The organism is Aceticella sp. 75b-Ac, from assembly GCF_056032965.2.
Map to the genome: position 1 here is coordinate 1,714,235 of NZ_CM190971.1, position 19,446 is coordinate 1,733,680.

At 29.1% G+C, this 19,446-nt stretch carries 20 protein-coding genes; 15 read left to right on the forward strand and 5 right to left on the reverse strand.

The features are described 5' to 3' along the window. Positions 1-100: 100 nt before the first annotated feature. From recF to dnaA, 4 genes are all read right to left on the reverse strand, one after another. Entirely contained in the window at positions 101-1,189 is a 1,089-nt protein-coding gene (recF, locus tag AC0LWJ_RS08780; RefSeq protein WP_474237699.1) for a DNA replication/repair protein RecF, read from the reverse strand. 9 nt (positions 1,190-1,198) lie between these two features. Then, complete coding sequence (locus AC0LWJ_RS08785; RefSeq protein WP_284680066.1) at positions 1,199-1,405, reverse strand: RNA-binding S4 domain-containing protein; 207 nt, start codon at positions 1,403-1,405, stop codon at positions 1,199-1,201. 34 nt (positions 1,406-1,439) lie between these two features. Beyond that, positions 1,440-2,558, reverse strand: coding sequence for a DNA polymerase III subunit beta (gene dnaN / locus AC0LWJ_RS08790; RefSeq protein WP_474237702.1), 1,119 nt, complete (start codon positions 2,556-2,558; stop codon positions 1,440-1,442). A gap of 225 nt (positions 2,559-2,783) precedes the next feature. Further along, the gene (gene dnaA, locus AC0LWJ_RS08795) at positions 2,784-4,115 is read right to left on the reverse strand and encodes a chromosomal replication initiator protein DnaA (protein ID WP_474237704.1); all 1,332 of its coding nucleotides are present in this window, start codon (positions 4,113-4,115) and stop codon (positions 2,784-2,786) included. Between the two features lie 488 nt (positions 4,116-4,603). Here dnaA and rpmH point away from each other — a divergent pair, with 488 nt between their 5' ends. From rpmH to cphA, 15 genes are all read left to right on the forward strand, one after another. After that, positions 4,604-4,738: a 50S ribosomal protein L34 gene (rpmH, locus tag AC0LWJ_RS08800; RefSeq protein WP_474237707.1), complete on the forward strand. Its 135-nt coding sequence runs from the start codon at positions 4,604-4,606 to the stop codon at positions 4,736-4,738. Positions 4,739-4,774: 36 nt separating this feature from the next. Continuing rightward, positions 4,775-5,113 (forward strand): ribonuclease P protein component, encoded by a 339-nt coding sequence (gene rnpA, locus AC0LWJ_RS08805; RefSeq protein WP_474237709.1) that lies wholly within the window; start codon positions 4,775-4,777, stop codon positions 5,111-5,113. Then, positions 5,110-5,319, forward strand: a complete 210-nt coding sequence (gene yidD / locus AC0LWJ_RS08810; protein WP_474237712.1) for a membrane protein insertion efficiency factor YidD — start codon at positions 5,110-5,112, stop codon at positions 5,317-5,319. Before rnpA ends, yidD begins: the two co-directional genes overlap by 4 nt. 15 nt (positions 5,320-5,334) lie before the next feature. Then, positions 5,335-5,994 (forward strand): YidC/Oxa1 family membrane protein insertase, encoded by a 660-nt coding sequence (locus AC0LWJ_RS08815; protein WP_474237714.1) that lies wholly within the window; start codon positions 5,335-5,337, stop codon positions 5,992-5,994. After that, positions 5,957-6,577, forward strand: a complete 621-nt coding sequence (gene jag / locus AC0LWJ_RS08820) for an RNA-binding cell elongation regulator Jag/EloR (protein ID WP_474237717.1) — start codon at positions 5,957-5,959, stop codon at positions 6,575-6,577. The genes AC0LWJ_RS08815 and jag overlap by 38 nt, the downstream gene beginning before the upstream one ends. A gap of 96 nt (positions 6,578-6,673) precedes the next feature. After that, on the forward strand, positions 6,674-8,053 hold the full coding sequence (mnmE, locus tag AC0LWJ_RS08825) for a tRNA uridine-5-carboxymethylaminomethyl(34) synthesis GTPase MnmE (protein WP_474237720.1): 1,380 nt from the start codon (positions 6,674-6,676) through the stop codon (positions 8,051-8,053). A gap of 8 nt (positions 8,054-8,061) precedes the next feature. Beyond that, on the forward strand, positions 8,062-9,945 hold the full coding sequence (mnmG, locus tag AC0LWJ_RS08830; protein WP_474237722.1) for a tRNA uridine-5-carboxymethylaminomethyl(34) synthesis enzyme MnmG: 1,884 nt from the start codon (positions 8,062-8,064) through the stop codon (positions 9,943-9,945). Beyond that, on the forward strand, positions 9,938-10,660 hold the full coding sequence (rsmG, locus tag AC0LWJ_RS08835; protein WP_474237724.1) for a 16S rRNA (guanine(527)-N(7))-methyltransferase RsmG: 723 nt from the start codon (positions 9,938-9,940) through the stop codon (positions 10,658-10,660). Before mnmG ends, rsmG begins: the two co-directional genes overlap by 8 nt. 209 nt (positions 10,661-10,869) lie before the next feature. Next, positions 10,870-11,673 carry a nucleoid occlusion protein gene (gene noc / locus AC0LWJ_RS08840; protein ID WP_474237726.1) on the forward strand — a complete coding sequence of 268 codons (804 nt, stop codon included), beginning with the start codon at positions 10,870-10,872 and terminating at the stop codon, positions 11,671-11,673. Between the two features lie 122 nt (positions 11,674-11,795). Then, complete coding sequence (locus AC0LWJ_RS08845; RefSeq protein ID WP_474237728.1) at positions 11,796-12,575, forward strand: ParA family protein; 780 nt, start codon at positions 11,796-11,798, stop codon at positions 12,573-12,575. Next, a complete protein-coding gene (locus AC0LWJ_RS08850; protein WP_284680054.1) occupies positions 12,568-13,416 on the forward strand; it encodes a ParB/RepB/Spo0J family partition protein in 849 nt (282 codons plus the stop codon). The genes AC0LWJ_RS08845 and AC0LWJ_RS08850 overlap by 8 nt, the downstream gene beginning before the upstream one ends. Positions 13,417-13,603: 187 nt before the next feature. Next, the gene (locus AC0LWJ_RS08855; protein ID WP_474237730.1) at positions 13,604-14,746 is read left to right on the forward strand and encodes an aminotransferase class V-fold PLP-dependent enzyme; all 1,143 of its coding nucleotides are present in this window, start codon (positions 13,604-13,606) and stop codon (positions 14,744-14,746) included. Positions 14,747-14,798: 52 nt separating this feature from the next. Then, positions 14,799-15,302, forward strand: coding sequence for a DUF4446 family protein (locus AC0LWJ_RS08860; protein WP_474237732.1), 504 nt, complete (start codon positions 14,799-14,801; stop codon positions 15,300-15,302). An 88-nt stretch (positions 15,303-15,390) separates the two neighbouring features. Beyond that, the gene (locus AC0LWJ_RS08865) at positions 15,391-16,209 is read left to right on the forward strand and encodes a cyanophycinase (protein WP_474237734.1); all 819 of its coding nucleotides are present in this window, start codon (positions 15,391-15,393) and stop codon (positions 16,207-16,209) included. Beyond that, positions 16,209-18,845, forward strand: coding sequence for a cyanophycin synthetase (gene cphA / locus AC0LWJ_RS08870; protein WP_474237736.1), 2,637 nt, complete (start codon positions 16,209-16,211; stop codon positions 18,843-18,845). The genes AC0LWJ_RS08865 and cphA overlap by 1 nt, the downstream gene beginning before the upstream one ends. Here the strand turns inward: cphA and yyaC are convergent. After that, a complete protein-coding gene (gene yyaC, locus AC0LWJ_RS08875; RefSeq protein WP_474237738.1) occupies positions 18,842-19,405 on the reverse strand; it encodes a spore protease YyaC in 564 nt (187 codons plus the stop codon). The genes cphA and yyaC overlap by 4 nt on opposite strands. Between the last annotated feature and the right edge of the window lie 41 nt (positions 19,406-19,446).

Genomic DNA, 19,446 nt, shown 5'->3' on the forward strand with positions numbered 1-19,446 from the left:
CCTACTTTTTGTTAATAAAACCATCTTGAATGTAAAAATATTTATTTTACCATATAACATCTTTCTTAATTTATATGTGTACATACATTATTTCATCCTCCTACTCTTCGTTAATAGAACCATTTTGAATATGAAGGTATTTATTACCATCAATATCTTTTTTATCTACATGTGTAATAATAACCTGTGAACCTTGTATCATATTATAAATATATTTCTGCCTATCCATATCAAGTTCTGACATAACATCATCAAGAAGTAAAATAGGTTTACTTCCAGTTTCTTTCAGTATTATTTCCTGTTCTCCAAGTTTAAGGCATAATACTGCGGTTCTCTGCTGTCCCTGTGACGAATAAATTTTTGAATTATATCCATTAATATTAAATTTAAAATCGTCCCTATGTGGACCAAATTGTGTTTGGCAGTATTTTATATCATTTTTTTGACTATTCTTTAAGTTATCAAGATACTTTGATTTTATGTCAATTATATTTTCTGTGTCAATATTTATATTGTTTTCATACTTTAAATTAGCATTTTCACCAGATATATCATGTAAAAGTTTTTTAATTACTATATCAAGATTTTTTATGTATTGCTGCCTATATAAAATAATCTTTGAACCATAATTTACAATTTGTTCATCTAAAATATTTAGTAATTCTTTATTAGAAGAATTAAATCTTAGCTCCTTTAATAACTTATTTCTATTATACAAAATTTTGTTATATTGTAATAAATTGTATAAATAATTTCTTCTTATCATTGAAATCGTTGTATCAATATACCTTCTTCTTATAGATGGGCTGCCTTTAATAATATTTAAGTCTTCCGGTGAAAAAATTGTTGTTAATATATTTCCCACCAGCTGTATTGTATATTTTATTTTATTATTGTTTATTCTTATTACTCTATTCTGGTCTTTTTTATAGCTGATTTCTATTATTTTTTTATCTATGTCGTCATCGAATACTCCTTTTATATAAAAATAACTGCTATTGTAATTAACCATTTCATTGTTTTTACTATTTCTGAATGATTTTCCAATACTTAAAAGCCTGATAATCTCTAATATATTGCTTTTACCCTGTGCATTTTTTCCATACAATATATTGATTTTATTTGAAAATTCGATTTTTTGTTTTTTTAAATTTCTAAAATTATCAATAAATAGCTCTTTTAAATACAAAGCAATTCCTCACTTTATGATATAACTTTGGTTATTAACTTCTACTATATCATTTTTATATAGCTTTTTTTTCCTTTTGTTCTCGATTACCTTATTTACCTTTACATTGCCTTTAAGGATGATTTCTTTTGCCTTTCCTCCAGTTTCAGAAATACCTGCAAATTTTAAAAACTGGTCCAAAGCAATATAATCTGTACTTATTGCTATTTCTTTCATTTAAAGTTACATTCCTTTCTACTCATGTTTAATATTAATTATTTAACTTCACTGGCAATATCATATATAAATAGTTGTCATTTCCAACTGGTGTAATAATCATTGGATTTATGTTATTTATAAAACACAAATTTATCTCTTCCTCATCTATTACCTTTAAAGCCTCTAATAAATATCTTGAGTTGAAAGCTATCTCTAATAACATTCCTTCTAACTCAATTTGTAGTTTTTCAAACATTTTACCTATATCGGAATTTGATGATATTATTAATTCGTTATCATTTATTGTAAACTTTATTAAATTATTTTTACCCGATGCCAATAATGATGCTCTTTCAATACCTCCTATTAACATTTGTTTATTTACTTTTACTATCGTTTTAAAATCTTTTGGAAGTACCGCATTATAATTCATATAATTTCCTTCTAAAAGTCTTGATATAAGTTTTGTATTATCCATTTCAAATAATACTTGATTATTTGTGAAAAAAATATTTATGTATTCTTCATCATCATCGATAATTTTAGTAAGTTCATCTACTGTTGTACCTGGTATTACTATATTAAAATCATTTTTTTCTGTGTTATTTAATACAATATCCTCTGAAAAATATTTTGTCAGAGCCATACGATATCCATCAAGTGCTACCATATTTATTTGATTTTTATTTATTTCAAAAAGTATACCTGTAAGAATAGGTCTTGTCTGTTCCTGTGCGGTGCAAAAGGAAGTTTCCCTTAGCATATCTTTTAATATATTTGCCTTGATGACAAGACTCTTTTCTTTAATTATTTCTGTTATTTCAGGGAACTCTTCTGAATTGCTACCTGAAATAGTAAAATTTGATGCTCCGCATTTTATATTTATTATATTGTTATCATCACTTTCAAAATAAACTATATCTTCAGGAAACTTTCTTATAAGTTCTGAAAAAACTTTTGCTGAAACTACAATATTTCCCCATGATTCTATATTCGCCTCTAAGGTACATTCAATTCCTATTTCTAAATCTGTTGAATACATTTTTATGTTATTTTCATAAGCCTTAATAAGTATACCTTGTAGTATAGGAAGGGTGGTTCGGGGGGTTACCCCCTTTATAACTTTATTTACAGCAGTTAATAATGAATTTTTGTCACATGAAAATTTCATTTTAATTTCCTCCTGTTTTATGCATAAATTTAATATATAAAAAATATAATAATAAAATAGTAGTAGTAATAGTAATACCTGTTAATTTGTTAATAATGGTGTTAATGGTATGAATTATGTCGATTTATGTATGTTAGTAATATGTTGATGGAGATGGATAATTATCAACAATATCAACAGGTACATATTTTATTTACTTATTAACAACTTATAGATGTTTATATGTTAACAACCTTTTATACGCTTTTTAAGTTCATCTATTTGTTTTTTTAAGGTATCGTCATTTTTAATATCATTTGATATTTTTTCATATGCATGTATTACCGTAGTATGATCTTTATTAAATTCTTCACCTATTTTAGGAAGCGACAAGTCAGTCATTTCCCTTGATAAATACATAGCCATTTGTCTTGGATATGCAATAGTCTTTGTACGTTTCTTTGATTTAAAATCTTCATATCTTATATTGAAGAATTTACATACTTCCTCTTGAATAAGTTTTATTGTTATCTGTCTTGTCTTATTTGATATTAAATCTTTTAATGCATCCTTAGCCAGCTCAGTATCAATATTTGCTTTTGTAAGGGAAGAGAATGCAACTATTCTTATTAATGCACCTTCTAATTCCCTTATATTTGAAGGAATTTTTTCAGCTATATATGCTAATACATCATCAGGTATTTCCAAATTATCGTTTTGGGCTTTTTTCTTAAGTATAGCAATTCTTGTTTCATAATCCGGTGGTTGTATATCTGCTATTAAACCCCATTCAAATCTTGACCTTAGTCTATCCTCAAGTGTCGGTATTTCCTTAGGCGGTCTGTCACTTGATACTATAATCTGTTTATTGGCTTCATGTAATGTATTAAATGTATGGAAGAACTCTTCTTGTGTTCGTTCTTTTTTTGCAATAAATTGTATATCATCTATCAGAAGTATATCCATATTTCTATATTTATTTCTAAATTCTTCATTTTTGTCGTCTTTTATAGAATTAACCAGTTCATTTGTAAAGGTTTCTGATGTAACATACATTATCTTCATATTACTTTTATGACCTATTGCAAAATGTCCAATTGCATGCATGAGGTGTGTTTTACCAAGACCTACACCACCGTATATAAATAAAGGATTATAGGCTTTTGCTGGGGATTGTGCAACTGCAAGGCAGGCAGCGTGTGCTAACTTGTTACTATTACCGACAACAAATGTATCAAAGGTATATTTTGGATTTAAGGTTGTCGATGTTAAGGATGTATCGTTAGATTTCTCTTGTATTGATTTTTTTATTTGATTGTATTCTTCTTCATCTTCTGAAATAATTTTTATTTCTATATTTGTATTTATGGCTCTTCTTGCAGCATTATATATTACTTCAATATATCTGCCATTTATTATATTTTTAGTAAAAATATTTGGTGTACTTAATATTAATGTATTATCAATAAAAATTATTGGTTTAAGATGTACGAGCCAAGTATTATAACTTGTTAAAGTTAACTCATTTTTAAGTATGTCGAAAATTTTATTCCAGAGTTGGAAACAATCATCATACATTTTTTGACCTCCTAACCCTTAAAAAACAAACTGTTTATAATTTTACAGTTAAATTTGTTAATAAGAATTTTATGTTGACATTTAATTGTTGATTTTGTTTATTAAACTAATACATGCATTGTATTTTTATAATTATTTAAAATAATGTGTATAAATAATTATGCATAAAATTATATTTTAAAAGGCTTTATTTGCCTTGTATATAAATAAAATTTATTTTTATATGGTTAAATAATAACAACTTATTCACAGGTTTATGCACAACCTGTGAATAAGTCTATATTTTTAGTTTATAAAATAATAAAGTTATTCACAGTTCGATTAATATAATATCAGATTATTAACATCTTATCAATATAAAATTATTATATTATGAATAAAAGTTTTTGTATTGTTAATAACTTTATTAAAGGAATAATTTATTGACATAATTTTAAATAAACGATATAATCTTTATAGCATTTTTAGGTTTTATAGGAGGTGTTGTAATGCTACGTACTTATCAACCAAAAAAAAGACATAGAAAAAAAGAGCATGGTTTTAGAAAAAGAATGTCTACTAAAAATGGTCGAAATGTTCTTAAAAGAAGAAGGAAAAAAGGTAGACATGAATTGACAGCATAAGGCCTTTTTGGCCTTTTTTGCAATTGGGGGTTTCATGTGATTAAATTAAAAAAAACATATGAATTTAAAAATGTATATAATAACGGATGTTCTTTAGCAAATAAATATTTAATATTATATTACTATAAAAATAATTTAAACTACAATAGAGTTGGTTATTCTATAAGCAAGAAAATTGGGAAAAGCGTTATAAGAAATCATGTACGCAGATTAATGAATGAAAGTCTAAGGTTAATGGATTCAAAATTAAACACAGGATATGATATGGTATTCATTGCAAGAACAAAGATAATAGAAGCGGATTTTCATATGATTAATAATGCAATAAAAATGTTGTTAAAAAGAACTCCTATTATGCCGGTGAAAAAAAGATGAAAATAATTATAATATATTTAATAAAATTTTATCAAAAAGTTTTATCACCTTTAAAACCAAGGTGTTGCAGATTTTATCCCACGTGTTCACAGTATGCAATTGATGCAATTACAAAATATGGTATTTTTAAGGGTGGTTTAATGGCTATTTGGAGGATATTAAGGTGTAATCCTTTTAATCCAGGAGGATATGATCCAGTAAAATAATTTTGGAGGTTTATTATGGCATCAATTGGAATGTATTTAGGTCAAATATTAGAGTTTATAAATAAATATGTAGGTAATTACGGTGTTTCTATAATTATTTTTACAATTTTAATTAAAATTATTTTAGTCCCTTTTTATATACAGCAGATGGCTACAATGAAAAAAATGAAGGAGATTACTCCACATGTAGAAAATTTAAAGAAAAAACATGCAAATGACCCGCAAAAAATGAATGCGGAATTAATGAAATTATATAAAGAAAAAAATGTAAATCCTTTTGGCGGATGTTTGCCTATGTTGTTGCCTTTGATTATATTATGGCCGTTATTTGCTATGTTGAGGACTTATCATCCGTTTGCAACAGCATCGTTTTTATGGTTAAATAACCTCTCAGCAAGAGATCCATATTTTATTTTACCTATTCTATCTGGTATAACAACATATATTTCATCATCAATGATTGCAACTGATAAGAGTCAAAAAACCATGAATACTATTATGTCGGCTGTTATGGTTTATATGACAGCATCTTTGCCATCAGGAGTTGGTATTTATTGGGTAACAAGTAATATCTTTCAGATTATCCAGCAGTATTTCTTTTTAAGACCTACCACTGAAAGGGAGGGGGAGTCTTTAAATGAGAGAAATAATAAAAATGGGAAAGACGGTAAATGAAGCTGTTGAAGCTGTTTTAAATGAATTAAATGTTTCAAGGGATATGATTGATATTGAGGTGCTTGAAAAGGGCAGCGCGGGTTTTTTTGGATTACTTGGAAAGAATGCAATTGTAAAAGTTATAGTAAGAGATGCAGCAAAAGAAAATGCCTCAAAATTTTTAAAAGGTATCATTAATTTAATAGGGATAGATGTAAAATTTGAAATAACTGAAAATGATAACAATATTCTAATAAATTTATCTGGGAAAGATGTTGGTATTTTAATTGGTTATAGAGGTGAAACCTTAGATTCATTGCAATATCTTATTGGTCTTGTAGTTAACAGGTCAAATCCTGACGAGATTCATAAAAGAGTTTTTGTTGATGCTGAAAATTACAGAAAGAAAAGGGAAGAAATTTTAATTAAGTTAGCAAGAAGGCTTGCAAAAAAAGTTAAGGAACAAAAAAAGAGTATTACACTTGAACCTATGAATCCAAATGAGCGAAGAATAATACATCTTGCATTACAAGATGATATTGAAATTGAAACATATAGCGATGGTGAAGAACCGAATAGAAGGGTTATAATAGCATTAAAATAATACCTGCCTTAAACAGGTATTTTAATTTTTTGATTGAAAATAAGTTTTTCTTGATATATTATCATATATAGATTAATTATGAGTTGGTGATTTTTTATGTTTTTTGATACGATAGCTGCTATATCTACTGCTCCCGGAGAAGCAGGAATAGGTATAATACGTATAAGCGGAAATGACGCAATTAAAGTTGTTTCACATATATTTAAGTCAAAAAAGAATGTTGATTTTAAAAATTATAAATCACATACAATACATTATGGAAATATAATTGATCCTGAAAATGGAGAAATTTATGATGAAGTTTTAGTTAGTGTTATGAAAAAACCAAATACTTATACAAAAGAAGATATTGTTGAAATAAATTGCCATGGTGGTTTTATAACTACTTCTAAAATACTCGAGCTTACAATAAAATATGGTGCAAGACTGGCAGAACCAGGTGAATTTACAAAAAGAGCTTTTATGAATGGGCGTATAGATTTATCACAAGCAGAAGCTGTTATAGATATAATAAAATCAAAAACGGTTCTTTCAAATAAGTATGCACAAAAACAACTTGAAGGTGATTTGAAAAATAAAATTTATTTAATAAAAGAAAAACTTGTTGGACTTATTGCACATATTTATGCTTTAATGGATTTTTCTGAAGAAGATATTGACTTATTTAATGATAATGAATTATTAAATGGAATTAAAGATGCTATAGATAATATTGATATATTGTTAAGTACATCTGATTCAGGTAGAATTTTAAGGGAGGGATTAAAAACTGCAATAATTGGAAAACCTAATGTTGGAAAATCTTCTTTATTAAATGCACTTTTAAAAGAAAATAGGGCAATTGTTACTGAGATTCCTGGAACAACAAGAGATATCATTATTGAATATCTTAATATAAAGGGAATACCTGTAAAATTAATTGATACTGCAGGTATAAGAAAAACTGAGGAAATAATAGAAGGAATCGGTGTTGAGAGAAGTAAAGAGGTTATAAAAGATGCAGACCTTATAATTCTTATATTCGACTCCTCACGTCCGTTAAATAGTGAGGATTATGAGATTTTAAATTTAATAAATAATGAAAATGTAATATATGTACTTAATAAAATTGACTTGCCTATGAAAATTGATATTAATACAATTAAAAAAATTTCTTCGGGTAATTTTATGCAAATATCAACAAAGGAAAATATAGGATTAGAAGAATTAGAAGATGCTGTTTATAATAAAGTATTTAAGATTAAGAAATATGAAGGTAATGATGTTGTAATAACAAATATGAGACATAAAGATGCTTTATATAAGGCAAAGGATCATCTTTTGGCATGTTTAAAAACAATTGAAGATGGTTTGACTGAGGATTTTGTTTCTATTGATTTAAATTTAGCTATAGAGTGTCTTGGACTTGTTACTGGTGAAACTGCAAGTGAAGATTTGATTAATGAAATTTTTAAACGATATTGTGTTGGAAAGTAGGTAAAAGGATGGGTTTTTATGTTGGAGATTATGATGTTGCTGTAATAGGTTTAGGTCATGCTGGTTGTGAGGCAGCTCTTGCTTGCAGCAGGCTTGGTTTTAAAACTGTAGCATTTACTATAAATCTTGATGCTATTGCAATGATGCCTTGTAATCCATCAATAGGTGGTCCGGCAAAAGCAACCCTTGTAAGAGAAGTAGATGCTCTTGGCGGTCAAATTGCAATTAACACAGATGAAACATTAATACAGGTGAGAACGTTAAATACAAGTAAAGGTCCTGCAGTAAGGGGTTTAAGAGCACAATCAGATAAAAAAAGATATCAATCAAATATGAAATACACATTGGAAAAACAAGAAAACCTTGATATAAAACAAGCGGAAATTGTTGATATAATTGTAGATGAAAATTCTGTTAAGGGTGTAATAACAAAAACTGGTGCTATATATAATTGTAAAATTTGTATTGTTACAACAGGTACTTATCTAAGAGGTAAAATCATAATTGGTGATGTAAGTTACAGTGGCGGACCTAATGGACTTTTTCCTGCAAATGAGTTATCAAAATGTTTTGAAAGATTAGGTATAAAATTGATGAGGTTAAAGACCGGAACACCTTCTAGGGTTGATATGAAATCCTTGGATTTTTCAAAAATGATTATACAACCTGGTGATAGTATAATAACACCCTTTTCTTTTATGACAGATAAAATCGAAATAGAACAGGTACCTTGCTGGCTTACATATACAAACAAGAATACACATGAAATTATACTTAAAAATATTGATCGTTCTCCCTTATACAGTGGTAAGATAGAGGGAATTGGTCCTAGGTATTGTCCTTCCATCGAAGATAAGGTTGTTAAATTTCCGGATAAAGAAAGGCATCAAATTTTTATTGAACCTGAGGGATTAAATACAAACGAGATGTATGTTCAGGGGATGTCTTCTAGTATGCCGGAGGATGTGCAGATTGCGTTTTTGAAAACAATTGAAGGATTAGAAAATGTTAAAATTATGCGAAATGCATATGCCATTGAATATGATTCAATTGATCCTACACAATTAAAATTAAATTTGGAATTAAAAAATATTTCAGGTTTATTTTTTGCCGGTCAGGTGAATGGAACTTCAGGTTATGAAGAAGCAGCTGCACAGGGAATAATTGCTGGAATAAATGCAGCTATGAAACTAATGAAAAGAGAACCTCTAATCCTTTTAAGGTCACAGGCTTATATTGGACTTTTAATAGATGACCTTATAACAAAAGGGGTTGATGAACCATACAGAATGTTAACCTCCCGTGCTGAATACAGGCTTATTTTGCGTCAGGATAATGCTGATCTTAGGTTAACTGAAATTGGTAGAAGGATTGGTCTTGTTGACGATAAAAGATATAATAGATTTTTAAAACGCAAGCAACAGCTAAATGATGAACTAAAAAGACTAAAAAGTGTTATGATTACGCCAACTGACGAGGTTAATAATTTTTTATTAGCACGAAACAGCAATCCAATAGTTACAGGAGTTTTATTATATGATTTATTAAAAAGACCTGAGATTGATTATAAATCCTCGTTTTTAATTGATAAAGATAGACCTGAAGTAATGGATTCTGTTGCAGAGGAGATTGATATTAATATTAAGTATGAAGGATATATTTCAAAACAAATGCAGCGGGTAGAACATTTTAAAACTTTAGAAAATAAAAAAATACCAGAGTGGATTGATTATGAGAATATTAACGGAATAAGTACTGAAGCAAAACAGAAATTAAAAAAAATCAAGCCTATTTCAGTTGGACAGGCATCAAGAATTTCTGGTGTTTCTCCTGCAGATATTTCTGTTTTATTAATTTATATACAGCAAGGGAAGCGTATAAGAAATGGATAGAAAAAATATAGATAAATTAATTAATGGTGCGGCTAATTTTAATATAAATTTAAGCATGTTCCATGTGGAACAATTTGAAAAATATTCTAAACTTCTTATTGAATGGAATGAAAAAATAAATTTAACCTCAATTACTGATGAAGGAGATGTGATAACAAAACATTTTTTAGATAGTTTATCTGTATTTAAATCGGGTAAAATTACTGGAAATGAAAATATAATTGATATAGGTACAGGAGCAGGCTTTCCTTCTATACCTTTAAAGATTGTTTTTCCTAATATTAAATTAACCTTATTAGATTCAATAAATAAAAGGATAGTATTCTTAGAAGAAGTTATTGATAAGTTAACTTTAGAAAATGTATATACTGTGCATGGACGTGCCGAGGATTACGGTAACAAGGTGAATTTTAGAGAAAAATATGACTTATCGGTTTCAAGGGCGGTTGCGTCTTTAAATATTCTTGCTGAGTATTGTATACCTTTTGTAGCAGTAAATGGTTATTTTATTGCTATGAAAGGTCCATCTATTGATGAAGAATTGAAATTATCAAAAAATGCTATTAAAACCTTAGGTGGAGTTGTAGAAAATGTTGTTGATGTTGTAATTCCTTATACTGAAATTATGCATAAACTTGTTATAATAAAAAAGGAAATAAAAACGCTAAGTATTTATCCGAGAAAACCGAAACTTATTAATAAAAAGCCACTATAGGAAAATATTTTATTTCATATTATTAATTTCTTGTTTTTTTTGCCCTGCAATAAGAGTATTTTTATTCTGATTGTAGGGCTCTTATTTAAAAAGATATTGTATTAGTTATATAATTTGAAAAATTTCACTTTTTATTGAAAATTAAAAAGGATATTAATAATATTCGTCGAATATAATAGTAAGATATTTTATTTTGTGAGGTGTCGTTAATGGTTTCAATTAAATCAAAAGAAATTCGATATTTACCTATAGACGATATTAAGCCAAATCCTTATCAACCTCGTAAAATATTTAATTCGGCAAATTTACAGGAATTATGTGAATCAATTAAAGTATATGGGGTTATTCAACCAATAAGCGTTAGGATTGTAAATGGCAGTTCATATGAATTGGTTGCCGGTGAAAGACGATTACGTGCTTCAAAGTTGGCTGGATTAAAAACCATACCTGCAATTATAATTGATGCATATGATGAGGATTCCGCAGTTATTTCCCTTATTGAAAATCTCCAGAGAAAAGACCTCAATTTTATTGAAGAGGCAGAAGCTTATCATAATCTTATTACTGACCATAATTTAACACAAGAAAAGCTTGCTAATATGATTGGAAAAAGTCAGTCTACTATTGCTAATAAAATGCGGATATTAAAACTTAGTGATAATATAAAAAATAGACTTATTGAAAATAATCTTACAGAGAGACATGCAAGGGCGTTATTAAAACTGCCGGATAGTGAATTACAGGAAATTGCTATTGAAAATATTATAAACAAAAAATATAATGTTAAGGAAACTGAAAAATTTGTTAAAAGTTTAATTAATAAAATAACAACAGATAAAGATAAAAAAGAAGAAAAAAAGAGAATTATGAGGTTTTATAAAGACATAAGGATATATATAAATACCATAAAACAGGCAATTGAACTGATGAATAAGGCAGGTGTTAATGCCGAGTATACAGAGAATAATTTTGACGATTATATTGAGTTTAATATTAAAATACAAAAAAAATAGTGCTTATATAAAATATAACTTTTGTTCCATGTGGAACAATGATATAATTACACTTAAAGAGTTCAAAATAAATATATATTTATGTAATTTAACTATATAACCCATAAATAAGGAGTGGTAAGGTGGAAAAAATTATTGCGATAGCCAATCAAAAAGGCGGTGTAGGTAAAACAACTACTACAATTAATTTAGGATATTCATTATCATTAAACGGGAAAAAAATCCTATGTATAGATATAGATCCACAAAGTAATATGACCAGCGGATTTGGAATAAATAATGAAACGCTTAAATATACAATTTATAATGTACTAATTGAAGGTGTTGAAATGGAAAAGGCGATAAAAAAGCCAAAGGATATGGAAAATATTTATATAGTTCCATCAAGTATTCAATTAGCAGGTGCAGAAATCGAATTAGTTCCGATGCTTTCAAGGGAATTCAGATTAAAAAAAGCACTGGATAAAATCAAAGGGGATTATGATTATATTTTAATTGATTGTCCGCCTTCACTTGGGCTTTTAACATTGAATGCCTTAACTGCATCGAATTCAGTGCTTGTACCTATTCAATGTGAATATTATGCTTTGGAAGGTCTTACACAACTGGTGAATACAATAAATCTTGTAAAGAAAAATATAAATCATAATCTTGATTTAGAAGGGGTTGTACTTACCATGTTTAATGCAAGAACAAATCTATCTATACAGGTAGTTGATGAAGTTAAGAAATATTTTAAAGGCAAGGTATATAGGACTATTATTCCAAGAAATATAAGACTTGGAGAGGCGCCAAGTTTTGGCAAACCAATAACTATTTATGATCCACGCTCAAAAGGTGCTGAAGCATATGATGATTTAGCAAAAGAAGTAATAGAAAAAGGCGGTGAAATAATTGAGTAATAAAAGAGGACTTGGAAGAGGTTTACAGGCTCTTATACCGGAATATGAAGAGAGTAATAGTCAGGGAGTAGAAAAAATAAAGATAACTGATATTAAACCAAATCAATATCAGCCAAGGAGACATTTTAATGATGACTCCTTAGAAGAATTGTCAGAATCCATTAAAGAACATGGGGTGATTCAACCTATTATAGTTAGGAAAATTGACAATTATTATCAAATAGTTGCAGGTGAAAGGAGATGGAGGGCTGCAAAATTAGCAAAACTTTCTGAGGTTCCTGTCATTGTTAAAGATTTCAATGAAATGGAAGTCATGGAAATTGCCTTAATAGAAAATCTTCAAAGGGAGGATTTGAATCCAATTGATGAGGCAAAGGCATATAAATCTCTTATAGAGCGATTCAATTTAACACAAGAAGATATTTCTAAAAAAGTCGGAAAAAGCAGATCATCAATAGCAAACAGCATACGACTATTAAATCTTGATGATAAGGTACAGGGTATGGTTATGGAAGGGAAATTGACTATAGGGCACGCAAAAGTCATATTATCATTACAAGACATGGAAAATCAACGATATATTGCTGAAAAAGTCATTGAAAAAAATCTTAATGTTAGAGAAACAGAAAATTTGATAAAACAAATTTCAAGTAATAAGAGACAGAAAAAGAAGAAAGAAAATAGTTTGTATATTAAAGAAATGGAAGAAAATCTCTGTAATTTTTTTGGAACAAAAGTAAAAATAATATCAAATAAGAACAAAGGTAAAATTTTAATTGAATATTATGGGGAAGAAGATTTAGCAAGACTTGCTGAGATTATATTTGATAAAGAAGATTAGCAATAAAAAAATGTATTTGATTTAATCAAATACATTTTTTTATTGCTAATAAGCTGAAATAAATATAAAATATAAATATACGAAAACACGCCAGATATAGCATTTAAAAATACCCTGCATATAATATTGATAAACAAATATATAAAGAAAGCAGTAATAAAATTGAGCAAGAATAGGGGGTTATAAATTGATTTATTTTGATAATGCTGCAACTTCATGGCCTAAACCAGATGAAGTGTACAATGAAGTTAATAGGGTTATGAGAATTTGCGGTAATCCCGGCAGAGGAAGCCATAGAATGGCTATTGAATCAGGAAGATTTATTTTAGATGCGAGAGGGGAATTGTGTAGTCTTTTTAATATAAAAAATCCAATGAGATTAATTTTTACATTGAATACCACCGATTCATTGAATATTGCTTTAAAGGGGTTATTAAAGACAGGTGACCATGTGATAACATCAGGTATGGAGCATAATTCCATGATCAGACCATTAATGGCGTTAAAAAATAAAGGAATAGAATTAACAATTGTGAAATGTAATGAGAAGGGTAATATTGATATTGATGATATTAAAAAAGCTGTTAAATCAAATACAAAGCTTATTGCATTACTCCATGCTTCAAATGTTATCGGTACAATAATGCCAATAAGGGAAATAGGAAGTATTGCCCGGGAAATGGAAATAACATTTTTAGTTGATGCAGCCCAGACAGCAGGAAATTATCCTATTGATGTTGAAGAGGACAATATTGATATTTTAGCATTTCCCGGGCATAAATCCTTATTTGGTCCGCAGGGGACAGGTGGTTTATATGTAAGGGATAAAATAAACTTACATACAATTAAAGAAGGAGGAACGGGCAGTATATCAGAATCCATATTTCAGCCTGATATTATGCCGGACAAATTAGAAAGTGGAACACCAAATACGCCGGGTATAGCAGGACTAAAAGAAGGTGTAAAATTTATTAGGAAAATAGGGATAAAAAATATAAGAAATCATGAAAAAAAATTAGTTAAAAGGTTTTTAGAGGGTGTCAAAGATATTCCCAATGTGATATTGTACGGTGAGGATAATGCAGAAAAAAGGGTAGGTATTGTATCCCTTAATATTAAAGATATAGATGCTGGGGAGGTTAGCTATATACTTGATAAAGCTTTTGACATTGCAACAAGGGCAGGATTGCATTGTTCTTCATTGGCGCATCAGACAATAGGAACTTTAAGAAGTGGAACTGTAAGGTTTGGTTTTGGCTATTTTAACACAGAAAATGAAATTGATAAAGCTATAACCGCATTATGGAAAATAGCTAAAGAAACAGTATAATATTTTAAATTAAACAACTAAAAATTAATTTTAATAAACGGAGGTAAACATTATGCAGCAATTATTGACATTGATTAATAAATATATCGTATTAATTGTATTGTTTATATTTTTATTAAATATATTTGAACTTTTAATTATTTTGGCTATTAATTCAAAATACTCAAAATTAAAAAGGCAGTATAAAAATGTTATGAGGGAAATTGGAACAAACGATATAATTGAGATTTTATCAGAAAATATCAAAAAAACCGAGGAGTTTAATTCGAAACTTGATAAATTTCGCATGGAACTAAGCATGATAAATAATGAGATGAAGGCAGCAATAAAAAAAGTAGGTATTATTAGATACAATGCATTCAATGATGTTGGTTCAGACCTCAGTTTTTCTATAGCATTACTTGATAGTGAAGATAATGGCATAGTGCTTTCTGGAATATATGGGAGAAATGAAACCGCAACATTTGCAAAGCCGGTAGAAAAAGGACAATCAAAATATCCTCTTTCAGCAGAGGAGATTCAGGCAATTGATAAAGCAAGAAAAGCCATAATTTAATAATAAATTGTATATTGTAATATACCTTCAGGCATAATAAATATGTATACCTGAAGGTATATTTATTTTCAGAATTGGAGGAAATAAAATGGAGAATATTGCAGGAGGTAATCTTGTAATAATAGGTGGTGCTGAAGATAAGAAAGGAAAATGTGAAATATTAAAAGAAGTAGTTAAACTTTCAGGGGGAAGGGATGGCAGAATAATTATTATGACAACTGCAACTGAGCATTCTGAAGAAGTAGGAAAATTGTATATAGATATTTTTAAAGAAATAGGAGCGGCAGAGGTTGAATCGGTTAACATAAATTCTCGTGAAGATGCCAATGAAAAAAAAACAGCAGAAAGAATAAGGGATTGTACTTGTGTGTTTTTTACAGGAGGCGATCAATTAAGGATAACGAGTATACTTGGAGGCAGCGGAATTGATAAATTATTAAAAGAAATTAATAGAAACGGTGTATTAATAGTTGGTACAAGTGCCGGTGCTTCCGTTATGTCAAGGACGATGATAATAGGTGGAGACGATGAAGAAGCTCCGAGAAAATGCACGATAAATATGGCTCCGGGATTAGGGCTTTTGAATGATGTGGTTATAGATCAGCATTTTGCACAAAGAGGTAGGATAGGCAGGTTATTAACAGCAATAGCAGAAAATCCTAATAATCTTGGGGTTGGAATAGATGAAGATACAGCAATTATAGTTGAAGGAAACAGTTTCAGGGTAATTGGTTCGAATGCTGTTACTATTGTAGATGGCAGGACATTAAAAAATACAAATGTGTCTGAATCAAGTCCTAATGAAATACTTGCATTGACAAATGTAAAACTCCACATACTTCCTTCGGGATTCGGATTTGATATGAAAATGAGGGAACCTTTAAAGAAAATCAAGGAGGAAAAATAATGATTATAAAAGACATAAGGGTATACCGCGGCAGAAATATATATTGCCATAGACCTGTAATAAAGTTAACTGTTGATATACAGGGGGAAAATTTACCTACGAAAGATATACCGGGATTTAATGATAGGCTAATAGAGCTTTTGCCTGGCTTAACAAAGCATAATTGTTCTTATGGATATGAAGGAGGATTTTTAAAAAGGCTTAAAGAGGGTACTTACATTCCACATGTAACTGAACATATAATACTTGAGTTGGAATATTTGCTTGGATATAATTCAAAGTTCGGCAAAGCCAGGATGGTAGAAGGTGATATCTATAATATAATATTTGAGTATGGTCTTGAAGAATGTGCTTTAAGACTTTCTAAGCTGGCGGTTGAAATTGTAAATAAATTAATAAATAAGGAGAATATTAATTTAGAAAAAAAATTAGAAGAGATTAGAAAAGTAGTTGTTGAAATAGAGCTTGGACCTAGCACAATGGCAATAAAAAAAGCAGCTGAATATGCAGGAATACCTGTAAACAGAGTAGGAAATGGAAGTATCTTAAGACTTGGATATGGAAGATATCAAAAAATGGTAGAAGGAACTATATCTCAGAATACAAACTGTATCGCAGTTGATATTGCCTGCGATAAATTACTGACAAAACAAATATTAAAAGAATATGGTTTTGCTGTTCCCGAAGGCAGTATTGCCTATAATGAAGATGATGCTATTTCAATTGCAGAAGAGATAGGATATCCTGTAGCTATAAAACCGTATAATGGTAATCAAGGCAGGGGCGTATTTTTAAATTTAACAAATAAAGAAAATGTTCTTGTTGCATACAGAAATGCAAAAAATATTAGTGACCTCGTAATTGTAGAAAAATATATAAAAGGCAGGAATTACAGGGTATTAGTAGTTGGTGATAGGGTTGTTGCTGCTGCTGAAAGGATTCCTGCAAGAATTATATCAGATGGAATACACACTGTTAAAGAATTAATAGAAATTGAAAATAGAAATCCTTTAAGGGGTTTAGGACATGAAAAACCTTTGACAGAAATAAAAATTGATACAATATCTAAACTGCTTTTAAAGAAACAAGGATTTGAACTTTATGATATACCTCCAAAAAATTCTTATATCTATCTTAAAGAAAGTGCGAATTTGAGTACCGGTGGTACTGCTATAGATAAAACAGAAGAAATTCATCCTGAAAATATAAAATTAGCTGTAAGGGCTGCAAAGGTTATAGGACTTGATATAGCAGGAATTGATATAACAATGGATAATATATCAAAACCCTTGACAGATAAAAATGGAGCTATTATTGAAATAAACGCTGCTCCAGGTATAAGGATGCATCATTATCCAACAAAAGGGAAATCAAGAAATGTAGCAGCAGCGGTTATTGATATGCTTTTTCCTAAGGGAAGTAAATCGACTATTCCTATAGTTTCAGTTACAGGAACAAATGGTAAGACAACCACGGTAAGGATGATAGCACAAATTTTAAAAACTTTTGGATATACAGTTGGAATAACATGTACAGATGGAATTTATGTAGATGATGTTTGTATTTATAAAGGCGATAGTTCGGGACCTAAAAGTGCTAAAACATGTCTTTCAGATAAAAATATTGATGCAGCAGTGTTAGAAACTGCCAGAGGAGGAATTATAAGAGAAGGACTTGGCTATGACCTTGCAGATGTAGGTGTTATTACAAATATATCTGAAGATCATATGGGTATTGATGGTATAGAAACTGTAGAAGACTTAGCCTTTGTAAAAGCACTTGTCATTGAAGCGGTAAAAAAAGATGGTTATTGCGTATTAAACGCAGATGACCCTATGACATCGTATTTTAATGAAAGGGCAAGGGGAAGGATAATATATTTTTCAAGACATGAAAACAATCTTACAATAAAAAAACATGTAGAAAATGGAGGTATATCTGTATATGTTAAAAATGATACGATAGTAATAGCAAATGGTCAGATAATACCAGTTGTTAAAATAGATGAAATACCTGCAACATTAAATGGAAAGGTCGAATATAATATTGAAAACGCTCTTGCAGCTATTGCATCATCTTTTGGTATAAATGTACCAGTAAACATTATTTCTAAGGGTATAAAAATATTTTATTGTGATGAGAACTATAACCCTGGAAGATTTAACATATTTAATGTTGGAAATTTTAGAGTGCTTGTGGATTATGGGCATAACATAGCTGGAATAAAGAAGGTAATAGAATCAGCACAAAAGCTTAATCCAAATAGATTAATTGGTGTTATTGGAGTGCCGGGAGACAGAAGTGATTCAAGTATACTAAAAATCGGTGAAATTTGTGGAAATGGTTTTGACAAAGTATTTATAAAAGAGGATATTAATTTAAGAGGTAGAAAATCAGGTGAAATAGCTAAACTTCTTGAAATCGGGGTGTTAAAAAGTGGCTTATTAAAAGAGGATATAAAGATTATTTTAAAGGAAACAGAGGCATTTAAGACAGCAATGTATAAAGCACAGCCCGGTGATTTAATAATAGTATTTTACGAGAAATATAAACCGATTATTGATACAATAAATGATTTTGTAAGAAATAAAGTTTTTCCAAACAAAGTACAGGAAATAAAGTTAGAAAGAGCTTAATCAAAAGCTCTTTCTTTAAAACTGAATTTTATATTATCCAAGGTTTTATACATACCATTTGTAATAATATCTGCCATTTTCATTACAGTATTAAGTCTTGTATTTTGAAGAAGCATGAATTCCATAAAGCCAGATATATTAACTATGCCTGTCACAAACATATTTCCAACAACCGGAAGGTCCTTTGATACGCCGGCACCGGGTTTTATTCCTCCCTTGCCAATAGATATATGACCGACATGTTTAAGTGAGCCAAGGCATGCATCAATTGCTATTATAAAAGGATGTTTATATTCTTTATAAATTATATTTAAAATTTTATTTATGTTTTTTGCATGTACAGGTTCACTTAGTGTCCCATATAAATTAATTTTACATGATAAAAGTGGTTTTAATTTATAGCCGATTATGGGTCCTAAACTGTCGCCGGTTGACCTATCTGTACCTATACAAATGATTATGACATCAGAAGAATAATCATATAATTCATTAAAATGTTTTGAAAAAGATTTATAAAAATTATAGTAGCATGTTTTATCTTCAATATTTATAAAATCCATAAATTTTGCTCCTTTTTATTTATGTGGCATTTTAATAATAT

Bases quoted from the DNA above. Each gene is read 5' to 3' on its own strand.
- AC0LWJ_RS08785 (WP_284680066.1), bottom strand. From the start codon at position 1,405: ATGAAAGAAATAGCAATAAGTACAGATTATATTGCTTTGGACCAGTTT.
- dnaN (WP_474237702.1), bottom strand. From the start codon at position 2,558: ATGAAATTTTCATGTGACAAAAATTCATTATTAACTGCTGTAAATAAA.
- dnaA (WP_474237704.1), bottom strand. From the start codon at position 4,115: ATGTATGATGATTGTTTCCAACTCTGGAATAAAATTTTCGACATACTT.
- rpmH (WP_474237707.1), top strand. From the start codon at position 4,604: ATGCTACGTACTTATCAACCAAAAAAAAGACATAGAAAAAAAGAGCAT.
- yidD (WP_474237712.1), top strand. From the start codon at position 5,110: ATGAAAATAATTATAATATATTTAATAAAATTTTATCAAAAAGTTTTA.
- AC0LWJ_RS08815 (WP_474237714.1), top strand. From the start codon at position 5,335: ATGGCATCAATTGGAATGTATTTAGGTCAAATATTAGAGTTTATAAAT.
- jag (WP_474237717.1), top strand. From the start codon at position 5,957: ATGAGAGAAATAATAAAAATGGGAAAGACGGTAAATGAAGCTGTTGAA.
- mnmE (WP_474237720.1), top strand. From the start codon at position 6,674: ATGTTTTTTGATACGATAGCTGCTATATCTACTGCTCCCGGAGAAGCA.
- mnmG (WP_474237722.1), top strand. From the start codon at position 8,062: ATGGGTTTTTATGTTGGAGATTATGATGTTGCTGTAATAGGTTTAGGT.
- rsmG (WP_474237724.1), top strand. From the start codon at position 9,938: ATGGATAGAAAAAATATAGATAAATTAATTAATGGTGCGGCTAATTTT.
- noc (WP_474237726.1), top strand. From the start codon at position 10,870: ATGGTTTCAATTAAATCAAAAGAAATTCGATATTTACCTATAGACGAT.
- AC0LWJ_RS08860 (WP_474237732.1), top strand. From the start codon at position 14,799: ATGCAGCAATTATTGACATTGATTAATAAATATATCGTATTAATTGTA.
- AC0LWJ_RS08865 (WP_474237734.1), top strand. From the start codon at position 15,391: ATGGAGAATATTGCAGGAGGTAATCTTGTAATAATAGGTGGTGCTGAA.
- cphA (WP_474237736.1), top strand. From the start codon at position 16,209: ATGATTATAAAAGACATAAGGGTATACCGCGGCAGAAATATATATTGC.
- yyaC (WP_474237738.1), bottom strand. From the start codon at position 19,405: ATGGATTTTATAAATATTGAAGATAAAACATGCTACTATAATTTTTAT.